The 12,515-nt window shown below is 44.5% G+C and carries 7 protein-coding genes; 4 read left to right on the forward strand and 3 right to left on the reverse strand.

The features are described 5' to 3' along the window. Window positions 1-178: 178 nt before the first annotated feature. The 3 genes from WCK19_RS11375 to WCK19_RS11385 all read right to left on the reverse strand — a co-directional run bounded on the left by WCK19_RS11375 (window position 179) and on the right by WCK19_RS11385 (window position 3,699). Window positions 179-2,200 (reverse strand): VanW family protein, encoded by a 2,022-nt coding sequence (locus WCK19_RS11375; RefSeq protein ID WP_342397501.1) that lies wholly within the window; start codon window positions 2,198-2,200, stop codon window positions 179-181. Window positions 2,201-2,384: 184 nt separating this feature from the next. After that, window positions 2,385-2,879 carry an FHA domain-containing protein gene (locus WCK19_RS11380; RefSeq protein WP_342397502.1) on the reverse strand — a complete coding sequence of 165 codons (495 nt, stop codon included), beginning with the start codon at window positions 2,877-2,879 and terminating at the stop codon, window positions 2,385-2,387. A gap of 7 nt (window positions 2,880-2,886) precedes the next feature. After that, entirely contained in the window at window positions 2,887-3,699 is an 813-nt protein-coding gene (locus tag WCK19_RS11385; RefSeq protein WP_342397503.1) for a DUF3662 and FHA domain-containing protein, read from the reverse strand. Window positions 3,700-3,880: 181 nt separating this feature from the next. Here WCK19_RS11385 and WCK19_RS11390 point away from each other — a divergent pair, with 181 nt between their 5' ends. From WCK19_RS11390 to WCK19_RS11405, 4 genes are all read left to right on the forward strand, one after another. Next, on the forward strand, window positions 3,881-5,170 hold the full coding sequence (locus WCK19_RS11390) for an ArgE/DapE family deacylase (protein WP_342397504.1): 1,290 nt from the start codon (window positions 3,881-3,883) through the stop codon (window positions 5,168-5,170). Window positions 5,171-5,555: 385 nt separating this feature from the next. Further along, window positions 5,556-9,245, forward strand: coding sequence for an FHA domain-containing protein (locus WCK19_RS11395; protein ID WP_342397505.1), 3,690 nt, complete (start codon window positions 5,556-5,558; stop codon window positions 9,243-9,245). A gap of 21 nt (window positions 9,246-9,266) precedes the next feature. Then, window positions 9,267-10,985 carry an FHA domain-containing protein gene (locus tag WCK19_RS11400; RefSeq protein WP_342397506.1) on the forward strand — a complete coding sequence of 573 codons (1,719 nt, stop codon included), beginning with the start codon at window positions 9,267-9,269 and terminating at the stop codon, window positions 10,983-10,985. A 142-nt stretch (window positions 10,986-11,127) separates the two neighbouring features. Beyond that, entirely contained in the window at window positions 11,128-12,345 is a 1,218-nt protein-coding gene (locus WCK19_RS11405) for an FHA domain-containing protein (protein WP_342397507.1), read from the forward strand. The last annotated feature ends 170 nt before the right edge of the window (window positions 12,346-12,515 follow it).

Raw genomic sequence — 12,515 nt, forward strand, 5'->3', positions numbered from 1 at the left:
ACGAAAATAGGCTAAAATGCCAAGGGCTGTTTCAGAGGGGCTGTTCTAATCTTGGTCTCAGAAGTAGGGTTCACTTCAGGTGGTGATAGCCTGCCGACTGATGCGATTATTTTCACTCTACGTTTTTCTCAAAAAAAGCCCCCTCCTCAATTGAGAAGGGGGTTACTGTTATCAGATATTACGGTTTTTTGGTGTTCGGCGTGGGAACCGGAGTTGTGGCAGGAGTTGTAGGCTGCGTATTTACCGGAGGAGTAGTGCCACCTGCACCCGGAGTTTGCTGCGGGCTTGCCGTTGGCGTGGGGGTAGGCAAGATGGGTTTGCCATCAGGGCCTTTAACTGGTTTACCATCGGGACCGGCATAGGCAGAACCTAGTTTGTAGATATTAGGCCACGCGCTAAAGGTAGTAGGGAACTTGTCTTCTTTTACCACTGTTCCATTTACCTTGATAACACGGGTTATTTGGGTGGTAAGACCACGCCGAGCGCTATCTACTTGTTTCCTCTGCAATGGGTCAAGCGATTTGTCAATTTCGTAGCGATCCGGTGGAGGGTTGGTTACGTTAGCAATACCGCTCGAAACTAGATTGACGGTTTGTCCGGGGACTTTGGTACCGATAAGCCTCACATAAAGTTTGCCCTCTATTATTTGGGCATCGAGATACATCCAATTGTCGGTATTGTTTTCAAACTTCATATCCACGCCCGGTTGATAAACCGCTGCATCGAATCCGACAGGCTCTCCTAATTCTTCGTACCAACTAACCCGGTAGATATGGGCGTTGCGTTCAACAATCGGCAATCCCGCATAGAAAGCGGCGCGGAAGGTAGTAGTTGAAACTTGGCAAATACCCCCCCCCACATCGGGAGTAGTTTGGTCAGCAATAATCGCGTAGCCTTTTACATATCCTCGCGCTGAGCTAATTTCTCCTACGGCATCCAGAAAACTGAATATACTATGAGGACGGATGAGTTTTCCGGTAAGGTAGCTTGCACCAACTTTTATATTGGTGGCGCGTTCAATCGCTGAACCTGCCCATTGGGAAACGCCTTCACCGATTACCTCTTTTAAGCCGAGCTTGTCCAGATTACTGGTATCTAGTTCAGGTTGTTTTACATCGACCGTTAGGGTAACGGTTCTATTATCCGGGGTTGGGTCGGAAATTTGCTTGACAATATCATCGGTTGAACGATCCACAATTAAAGTTTGACCATCCAAACTGGGAGTTTTAATTGATATTGCATTATTTGCCCATGTAATAGTGCCGTTTTTGGGTTGTTGGGTAATAAGGGGAGTTAAATCGGTGACAAATTTTTCTACCCAAGTGCGATCTACCGTGTATCTAAAGTGCTTTGGGTCAGCTGCGCTAACGGTGCGCTGCACTTTTATGATATTCATCAACTGCGCCTGCTCAATATTCCAAGATTTATCTTTGAAGGAAACTTTTACGGGCGTGCCTACCATTGCAGTGAGCTTATCTTTGAAATCGCTAAATTCCTGCGTGCTGATAACGGTAGGGATGTCGCCGACCTGTAAAAGGTTCTGGGTGGAAGGCTTCAATGATAACAGACTATCTTTGATGGCAGTAAAGGTTTTATCATAAAGTACGTTAAATCCAATTTTGCCTTCTGTTGCTACTACCTTACCATCTTTGATTTCTATAATTGGTTCTATCGGGTCACGCCTAATACGGTCGCTGATGTCGCTTAAAAAGCCATTGAGCTTGGTTTCATTTACCATAACTTCAACTGGCACATTTTTGGTCTCAGGATTTAGAGCTTTAGCCAACCGCAAATCCTTAAAGAAATCGCCGCTTTTTGAAGCATCAAAAGCTTTATCCAGACTGGCTTCGTAATTTATAGTTACGCCCAATTGCTCAAGGGTGGGTTGCCATTTTTTATCCTGAAACTCCAGTATAACGGGACGATCATTGAAATCTTGCATTTGATTTATAATGGCGTTACGTGCTTCATTGCGAGTCATTTCGCCTACATAAATTCCACTTATACTAACGCCGGGGTCAATTTTGTTTTGGTACTGCATATCCATTACAGCATTGGCAACGCCCAAACTGGCTAGTAAGACAAGAACAAATACCCCAGCTAGTATCCCAATAAATCTACCGCCTAGGCTTTTTTGTTTGGGTCTTATAGGGGGATGCTCTCGTTGTTCATTTAGGGTGGAGAATTTATTAGTTTCCATTAATTAAATCAAACCTCTTTATTTAATAAAGACCGACACATTGTGGTTTTTTATTAAAATAATAATATATGCAGTTTATGACTATTGAGTTATCCTATTATAACTTAAAATCCCATATGAAGCCAATTGCTACATTTCTTTGGAAATCATACTATTTAATGACAATAAATAGTATAGATATTAACTATTCTAATCGGAATTTCACTCGCCCGATTCCCACTACATCTCCGGTACGCAACGCTCGCGGTTGTTCAAGGTGCTCTCCATTGAGAAATGTGCCGTTGGTACTGGAAATATCACTAAGCCACCATTGCCCATCCCGCCTAGCTATCAGCGAATGTTCAGTGGATACATAATCGTCATTTAGTATGATTGCATTATCTTGCCGCCGTCCAATTGGCATTACCGGGCGCAAATCGAATACCATACCAGATTTTACAGTTGTAGCATTACCCGTTTCAATTACAACTAGCCTTCCCGAATTAGAGAGGGCAGGCGAAGAATGTTGTTCAGGGATAGGGGTAGCATCAAGTTCGCGGGCAACCAAACGGGCGCGTTTAGTGGAGGCGTTAAATTCGCGAATAATAACTCGTACAATCAGGAAAAGAAAGAAATACAATACAAATATCAGGAGAACCCTTAAAATTAGGATAAAGATGTCAAAGACGGATATATCCATCTACTTCTTACCCTATCCCGAAGATTAGCTCTAAACCGCCTAGCGAAACTTTATCGCCGGGGGTTAGCACAATTTGGGTTATAGGAAGCCCATTGAGGCTGGTACCATTGGCGCTATTCAAGTCGGTTAACAAAAATTGCCCGTATTTGAACTCTATTCGCGCATGATGGCGCGAGATTCGCGGGTCATTTTCAAGGATTATATCGTTATCCAGACCTCTCCCGATGGTAACATCACGATTGAAAGCGAAGGATTGGGCGGGGTTATTGACACGGTAGCTTTGCGCTGTCAAAGTTGCTTTAGGACGTTCAAAAGCAATGCTGCCAGCGGCATTTCGTTGTTCGGCGTTCAATGCCAATGCTCCGATATTCAGTACGGCAGTTCCTTCCAATAGCTGATTTTGATTTACTGGATTTACTGCTTTTGATTGCGGTTGGTTGGAATCTTTGGAATCTAATGTATAGGCTTTAATGAGGTAACGATTCTTTTTTACCTGTTCACTGCTGTTCAGCCAAACACGGGGCGAACCACCGCTAAAAATAAAGTGGCGCTGCTGACCGTAGCGTACTACATGCTCTGCCATATCTTTTTCAATCGAGGATTTATGAGGGGCAAACTGGTCAAAATCATATTGGCTGATATATACTTCATAGCGATTGGGAACATAGCTTTTGCCTAAAGCTACTTCTTTGACATCTTCCATTATTCGCTCAAGGTGCTTGGAAATATCGGCAGGATGCAATTTATTACGGAACAGGCGGTTGAAAGAGCCTTCGACCACCGTTTCCATCATTCCTTCAAGCTTTGAAATTACTCCCAATCGGGCAACTCCATTATTTAAATCTTCTAGTACATTGCCTAACTTGTGGAATTATACCATTAAGCAGGGCGAATGCCAATTAATTTAAGGGCATTACTTTGTAAAAGTAAGTAGCATTTTCGATAGAATTATTGTTATCAGGTATGATACATTGCAACGATAGATTTAGAAAGGATTAAAAGTGGCTGAAATAGGACTTGATAAGGCTGATAGGCTAACGCAAATTGCTTTAAATGCCCTTGATATTACTGGTATGGTAGAGTGCTTGCGTACCCTTATAAAGATACCAAGCGTGACGGGGTCTCCTGCCGAGAGCGATGCGCAAAAAGTTTATGCCCAGATGCTCAGCGAAAACGGTTTTAAGACCGACCTGTGGCAAATTGATTTACCCAGACTGCTCGCCGATTCCGCTTTTCCGGGTATGGAAGTTGAACGTGAGGAAGCATGGGGGGTGGTAGGTACTTGGGGCGTTGAGGGTGGTTCTGTATTGATACTTAACGGTCATATGGATGTAGTGCCTCCGGGAGATTTGGCACAATGGAAAATTAGTCAGCCTTTTGATGCGCGTATAGCAAATAATAGGGTGTACGGGCGCGGCGCATGTGACATGAAGAGCGGTTTGGCATGTAACCTTTTTGCAGTAAAGGCGATACAGGCTGCCGGAATAAAGCTTACCGGACAAGTAATGTTGCAAAGCGTGGTCGGAGAAGAGGATGGCGGTTTGGGAACATTTGCCACGTTACGCCGAGGCTATCGCGCCGATGCCGCAGTTATTACCGAACCAACCGATTTAGATATTATCCCTGCCTGTGCCGGCGCTTTGACCTTCCGGTTGCACCTGACTGGACTTTCCGCTCATGCCAGTATGCGTAAAGAAGGGGTGAGCGCAATTGAAAAGTTCTGGAAAATCTGGCAAGCACTTGAAGCACTCGAAACTCGTCGTAACACTACCGATAACTCTTTGATGCAGAAATATGAACTGCCTTACCCGCTTAGTATTGGAATCTTGAAAGCCGGGAATTGGTCTAGCAGTGTACCTAATGAATTGGTGGCGGAAGGGCGGTTAGGTGTTGCGCTTGGAGAAGCGCCTGAACAAGCGCGTCAGGAAATGGAAGAAGCGTTAGCAGAAGTGTGTAGTTCTGATGCTTGGCTTAGTCAGCATCCGGTACAGGTAGAGTGGTTCGGCGGTCAGTTTGCCAGTGGTCAAACCGCGCCAGAGCATCCAATCGTTAAGCTTGTTAGCAAAGCCCATAGCGCACTTACAGGTAATGACCCAGAAATATACGGCGCAACCTATGGCAGCGATTTGCGATTGATGACCGAACTTGGGCAGATACCTACTATTCATTATGGGGCAGGTAGCGTCCATAACGCTCACACGCCAGATGAATATGTTGATATAACCGAGCTTGAAATTGCTGCCAAAACCTTGATAGTGACCATTTTGCATTTTTGTGGCTACGAAAAATAGCTTGTGGCAACGTCGTTTATATCAACAGAAATTCAACCCACACTAGCAGAGGGATTTGAATTTTAATTTTGCCAAACATCTGAGGCTGCTTAACAATAGCAAAAATCTATTATAGCGTGCTACCTTTGCATTACTAGGCACTTTCCCATCAAATGTTGCTTCATCCATTGGCTTAGTTCTATATATGGCAAGCCTTTTACATAGTTTAAATAAATACGATTTGGGCAGCAAATAAGTCCGGTAAAAATCTATATCTATTATGTTATAATATTATATGCTTATTTTAAGAGTTTTTGCCCATCTGCCAAGTAAATTTCTGAAAGATAACGTATTAATATTATTATTTATTGCGTTTTAGGACTAAAATATTCGAGAGGTTGTTGTTTTGGCGGAAGTAACACCGCAAATCCCACATTTAAGAATCATTAACGGTCCGCAGCAAGGCATTTGTATTCCGTTAGATTTTAATGCGTTGTCTAATACCCCATTTATTATCGGGCGTGCTACCGATTCGAATCTTTTATTGCAAGACCCCACTAACCGAGTATCTCGCCACCATTCAGAGCTTGCTTGGCGCAAAGAAGATGAAGTTTTAACTCTGCGCGATACTTCCAGCAACGGTACTTATCTGAACGGGCAACAAATCGGTAGCCTTATGCCGCTATTCCCCGGCGATATAATCGGCTGTGGTAGTATCCAATTGCTCTTTTGCGTGCCGATTGACGGTATTAAAACCCTACTGGCGCAATTGCCTGATGAAAAACACCTCTCTGAAGATACTTGGTCCGGTGTTGCTCGTCTCGATGTGCTGGCTAGTGATGCCCGTAACTTGCGGGTTGGCTCTTTTATCAGGTTAATTCCAACACATCCGCTCAGTATCGGGCGATTTGGCGATAATGACTTGCAATTGCTGGATGAAGACGTGAGTCGAAGTCATGCCGAGATTCGTTGGATTAGCAATGGCTACGTTTTGCGAGATTTGGGCGCGGCGAACCCTACCTACATCAACGATGTTGCTTTGGATGCGCCGCGTCGTTTGCAAGATGGCGATACCATAAATATACGCGGGAGCGAGTTTTCGTATCGCGCTTCGCGTGTACCTTATAAAGCAGTTACCAAACTGGAAGCCGTGAAAATAACTTCGCAACGCCTTCGCTTCGCGTTTGACCACAGCCAATTACATCTTGGGGCGCGTTTTCTAGGTTTACCCCGTGACCGTCAGGTACAAATAGGTCGCTCTGATAGCAATGATTTGCGCCTTCTTGACCCCTATGTTTCAAAACGCCATGCGATACTGGCTTATGAGTCGGGGCGTTATGTGTTAACCGACCTTGGTACTTCAAATGGAGTGTTGGTAAACGCTCAGGATATTAAACGCCCGATTGCCCTGAACGGTGGCGACCGTCTTAAAATAGGACAATTTGAGTTCATTTTCGAGGATTATGAACCTTCTCGCGAAGACAGCCAAACCGTGATGCTCAGAAGTGGGCAACCTATCACCCTTGAAATGGCGGATTCTACGCAAGCCGCGTCAGATTCCGGTTCTCTAGCTGTTGGTGGGATGCAAGCAGTCAAAGAAGAAAAGAATCTGCACCCGCTTCGCAAGATTCCACCTTTTGATGAATTAGACGATGAATTATTTAAGCAGCTTCAGCCTTATTTCAAACAGGTTACTTACAATTCAGGACAGGAAATTGCGCGAGAAGGGCAGGGTAAAGGGGCGTTCTTTGCCGTATTATCGGGCTATATCACTATCTCGCGTGCTTTGAATGAACGGCGGGATGAACGTTTGGTGTTGGCTGAAATCGGTCCCGGTACAATTTACGGTGAGCGTACCATTTTTGCCAATCAACCCTTTGTCAACCGCTTGGTGGCGCGAACTAGGGTGGAAGCCCTTCGACTGGAAGAGTCCGATTTTGTAAAGACATTCAGCAATAACCCTAAAATCCTTTCTTTCTTCCAGCAACAAGTTGCCACGTATTCAACTGCAACTTGGTTACGCGGCACTATTTTAATGCGAACCCTTTCTGATAGAACAATCCGCGATTTGGCTGCCCGTATGCGGTATCGTTCATTTAAACCGGGCGAGCTACTCGGCGAAAAAGACAAACCATGCGACCAGTTTTTTCTGATTGTTGGGGGTGAGGCTACCGCTTTTACTGTAAATAGCAAGGGAGTTGAGCAAGTTATTGCCGAGCTTGAAGAAGGTGATACTTTTGGCGATGGGATTGCAAGCGAAGGTGAAACCTATCCGGTGACGGTGCGTGCTAGGAAACTGGTTGATGCTTATGCCCTTGCTAAAGCTGATTTTGAGACGGTATTAAGTCAAAGCACAGATCCGGTAGCAAATCTTGGTGCAGAGTTGTTGGGCTTACCGCTGGGCGCGGTACTAAATCGCATCAGCCCTTTTACTACAATGCCACCGCAATTAGTAGCCCAGATTGCCGCCCGTATGAAGGTTAAAAAGTTTCCCAAAGGGCGGGTTATTTTCAAAGAAGGGGAACGCGCTGACGCATTTTATATTATCCGCAAAGGACAAATTGAGCTTAGTTTCCAGACTCGTAGTGGTGAAAATCGCACCGATATGACAATAGGACCGGGTCAATTTTTTGGCGAAACTGCCCTATCTGATAACCCAACTCGCACCAATACTTGCCATGCAGTTGAGGATGTTCAGTTGTTGACACTATATCGCCCACAATTTGAAGAAGTGCTGAAATTGGGCGGAAATTACGCGCTAGGTCAATATTTTGCCAAAGGTATCAGCAAACGTTACCGCCCAAAGCGGGTAGCCGATTGGTCTATCACAGAACAAACCAACTCTATGGGCGAAATACAGCATCTTCTGAGCAAAGGTGAAGATTACTTCAAGCTCTCAGAAGGAGGCTATTTCCTGTGGCAATTAATGGATGGCGATAATAGCATTAATGATTTGGCGCTGTCCTATTTTATGGAATTTAAGAGTCTTGACCTAGATGGTGTGTCTAACCTTGTGGGGCAATTGCAAGCCTCCGGTTTCCTTGAAGCTCCTAAAGTGGATGAGCGTTTACTGGGTGAGAAGCAAGGTAAGGAACGAAGTTTTATTGGGAAATTATGGCAACCAATATTCCGAGCGTTAACCTATACCACCGAAATAAAAAATGTGGATGGCTTTTTCACAAGATTGTACCGCTATTTTGGCAGGGTATTTTTCTGGAAACCGCTTATATTACTATTCGCTGTCATTGTAATAGCCGGAACTGTTGCTTTTGTCTGGAAAGGTGGACTTGTGGCGCTGGTACAGCCTCCTATTGCGCTATTTGCTACCGGGTTATGGTGGATACTTATCCTAGTGTTATTATTTAACTTCTTTATACATGAAATCGCGCATGGTCTAGCCTGTAAACATTTTGGGCGGAAAGTAATGGGGGTAGGCGTAGGTTGGAATCTGGTAGGACCGGTGTTTTTGGTAGATACAAACCAGATATGGCTGGAAAAACGCAGCCCCCGCATCGTTGTGAATTTGGCAGGTCCGTTAACTAATATTCTTTTCTGTAATATTTGTTTCCTATGGCTATTTCTGGTTCCTGAAAGCGATACCCATACCCGTGATGCCCTATTTCAATTAGGCGTTATTGCTTTCACATTGGCATATATCAATCTCAACCCTTTGGTGGAAGGCGATGGTTATTACGCTTTAATGGATTGGGTTGAAATTCCAAGTTTACGCAAAAAGGCATTGGTACATGTCCGAAAGCGATTGACGCGCAAGCCCGATGTGAGGCATTATACACAACGAGAGAAACGCATCTTTAATTGGTTTGTAGCGTTTATTCCGCTCTATCTATTGGTTATTATGGCTCAATTTGTTTTTTGGTTGGGCGGGATTACCATAGCCTTATTGCATAATAGCTTGAACTTTGACAGCGATACTTCTCTTTGGTTAGGGGTGGGCTTAGCAGTAATTGTCACATTGTTAATGGCGATTCCAATGTTTGGCGAGCTTTTTGCAATCAGTGCTGCCGGTAGCGGTGATGACGAAGACGATACCGTTCGTACTGCAAACAATCGTGGGGGTCATCGCCAGAACCGCTAGGGTAAAAGGGGTGAAGGTTATTTGAGTCAGCCTGTAGTCGTTAACCGTGAAGGTCAGAAGTTAAAAATAAGTTTTGTTACCGGACCTCGCACCGGAGAACGGTTGAGTCTGCCTTACCCTGAACAAGGTATTTCCACCATATTAATGGGGCGTAGTCGCGAATGCCCTATCTGGATTGATAGTGCCGATGTAAGCCGCCGTCACGCTGAGATTATTGCAGGTCAACATGGTCAGTTACTGATTCATGATTTGGGTAGTATCAATGGTACACTGGTTAACGGGCAAATTGCACAACTAACTGCCCCACTGCCTTTGCATCCCGGCGACCATATCAAACTGGGTTTGACTGAAATACTATTTGAAGGAGTTACAGGCGTTCCAACGCCACGCTCTAAATCCACGCCAACCGTAACTACTCGCCCAACTACGCCTCTATCTGAAGACCTTTTTATTTACATCTTTTTGAGAGACGGTCAGCTCTACCTGTTCTCCGGTGAGGAAGCCACTATTGGGCGTGGACAAGCCAATGATATAGTAATTGATAACAATAGCATGTCACGCCAACATGCTCGCCTTGTCCGCACCCCAACTGGCGTATATATCAGCGATCTCGGTAGCACGAATAAAACCTTTGTAAATGGAGTGCAAGCGGATGCTCCAATCTTGATACATGATGGTGATGTCCTGCGGTTTGGAGATGTTGTAGCGGATTTTAAAATTGAGAATCAACGACTCAGCGCTGTTTTCAAGGCAGAAGAGCCTAACATTCCTGAAATTGATTCCGGTACCAAATTTGATAAAACTTTCTTAGGTGACATGACAGTTCAGGAAGTTGTCCAGAATAGCCCGGATGATATGCGTCGTTCAATCGAGGAGGGCGAAACCAATCTAGCGGTGAATTTGATTGTTGTGGGGCGAAACCAGCGACAATCCAGCGCGGCTCTACCCGAAAGCTCTGCTGCTAACCGTACTGAAGTAGCGCGTCCTGCTCTGCCACAAGCGCGTTTTGGCTCAGAGGTAGCACGTTTGGAAGGCGTTTGGTACACTGAGGGTAGTGGACGTGCCGCAACTCTTTTACTCAAGGATGTGAGAATTGGTTTGCGTCAGGGTGAATTGGTAGCATTGGTTGGACCTTCCGGTTCAGGTAAAAGCGAGATAGTAGAAATTATGGGCGGTTTTTTGGCTGCCGATCGTGGTATGGTATCAATTCTTGGCTATCAAATTCCAACTCACGAGAACTGGCGCGGTAAAAAACGCTTAAACCTTGAGGAAGAACGCGACCATGTGCGTTGGCGAAGCCGTAATATCGGCTATATGAACAGCGATTTGAACCAGCTAAACCCTCGCTTGACTATTTTGGAGCAAATTACCTCTGCGATTGAATTAGCAGGTACGGTGGTTGACCCTCGCCGCCGTAACGAAATCGCGATGGAACGTCTTTATCTGGTTGGTCTTTCTGACCCTGAAATCTCACGTCTTAAGCCTTCTGATCTTAATCGCCGTGAAAAACAACTTGTGGCACTTGCGCGAGCGCTTGCAAATGACCCACCCATTTTATTAGGTGATGAACCGATAGGTAATCTATCCAGCGAAGCCGCTAATTATGTTTTTAAATTGCTGCAACAGTTTGTAGCTTCGGGGAAAACAGTTTTAATGGTAACCCACGATGCTTACTGGGCACGTAATGCCACCCGCCAAATTGAAATACTTGACGGTGAGATTGTCGGTAGTCTTTCCTGAAAAAACCGTTGTAAAAACTTAGAACCTACTAACCTTCTTATCCGTTTAATATATTACCGGGACACTTTTTGTACTATAAATAACAATAGAAAAGCTAGTTTCTAGACCTGAGTACATGCCCTAATTGTTAGTGAGAAATTTTATGACAATACCCGCTCTAGTTGATATGAAGTTAATAATTTTAGAAGAACCTCATATGTTACCGGGCGCACCCCAACCGGATGTCTTTGATTTATGGTATAACCCTGCCCGCAAACTCAAGTTAGGAAGAAAAGTTGGTAACGATATAGTGCTGGTTGATATTAGCGTGTCGCGTTTTCATCTCGAATTGGAGATAAGAGAAGACGGGTTGCTTGTTTGTGATATGAACAGCCAGAACGGCACGCAATTAAACGGGCGACCTCTCGCCCCTATGCAATCGGCGCTGGTTCGTCCGGGGGATAAACTTCGAGTAGGAGATGTTTTGTTATTACTCGAAGCCAGTTACGAAGGTGTACCTGCAAATGTTGGAATTGATAATTTACTTGCCCAAACCTCTGAAGGAAAATTTGTTAACATTAATTCACCTGAAAACAATGCACTTGTTGATGCTTCCGCTGATTCAGGGCAAATATCTTTTGCGGCGCAACCACAGGCTGTATTCGATTATTTCGGCGAACAAGTGAAACCTTCCACTGTACGAGATCACTCCGAACTTTACCCACAAGATTCAGGGTTAAAGCGGAGTCGCAATCAATTTGGCTATAAGCGATCCAAACCGCGAGCTTGGTTATTCATGCTATTAGCCTTGTTAATCACTATAATTATTGGTGCAATAGTTTATGTATTGGCTTTTATGATGAACTCCGGCGCTAGTCCCAAATTGGCGAACTTGCCTTCTCATGTTTTTTCAAGTCCGGCAAATTCGGATTCAGCCCTCGGTATAATTGTGGCACATCCTAGCACATGGATAAGGCAAGATGTTGACCCTTCTCGTGTAATATTCACTAAACCCGATAGCACAACCGCCGCTCTAACCATTGAAAAACCTCCCAGTCGTACTATACCAAACTCAAATATTAGTCCTGACGAAGCAATAAGACTTTACATAACTAATATAAAAGCTAAAGCCAAAAACCCTAAAATATTGTTGGATACTGTAGAAACCAAATTGTTGGACAATACCCCTGCATGGATAGCAAAAGCAGTTTTCAGCACTGTTGAAGATAATGTTAGCGTCCAAGATTATACTGTTACAGTATTGAGTTTCCAATGTAATGGTAATCTTTATTTTGCCAGTGTAGGCGAAGAAGCACGTTTCTATAATGGGGTAGTACAGCAGGATTTGGAAGCTTCCATATCTAGCATCACATGTCGTTAATTTATTATAGTTCTTTTTGGTAAATTTTCCTACAATTTATGCAAACACGTTAGGATTTCAGGGCGGTTGCAAGGTCGGTATTCCAATGTCAACACGCCAAGAAGATTAACCCGTAGGGGCGACGCTGGATTCGCCCTTCGTCCGTTGCCCCAACCCCATGAGATTTGCGC

Source organism: Candidatus Chlorohelix sp. (genome assembly GCF_037138995.1).
Taxonomy (GTDB): domain Bacteria; phylum Chloroflexota; class Chloroflexia; order Chloroheliales; family Chloroheliaceae; genus Chlorohelix.

What these genes read in the sequence shown, in the direction of transcription:
- WCK19_RS11375 (WP_342397501.1), bottom strand. Translation starts at nt 2,200, where the DNA reads ATGGAAACTAATAAATTCTCCACCCTAAATGAACAACGAGAGCATCCC.
- WCK19_RS11380 (WP_342397502.1), bottom strand. Translation starts at nt 2,879, where the DNA reads ATGGATATATCCGTCTTTGACATCTTTATCCTAATTTTAAGGGTTCTC.
- WCK19_RS11405 (WP_342397507.1), top strand. Translation starts at nt 11,128, where the DNA reads ATGACAATACCCGCTCTAGTTGATATGAAGTTAATAATTTTAGAAGAA.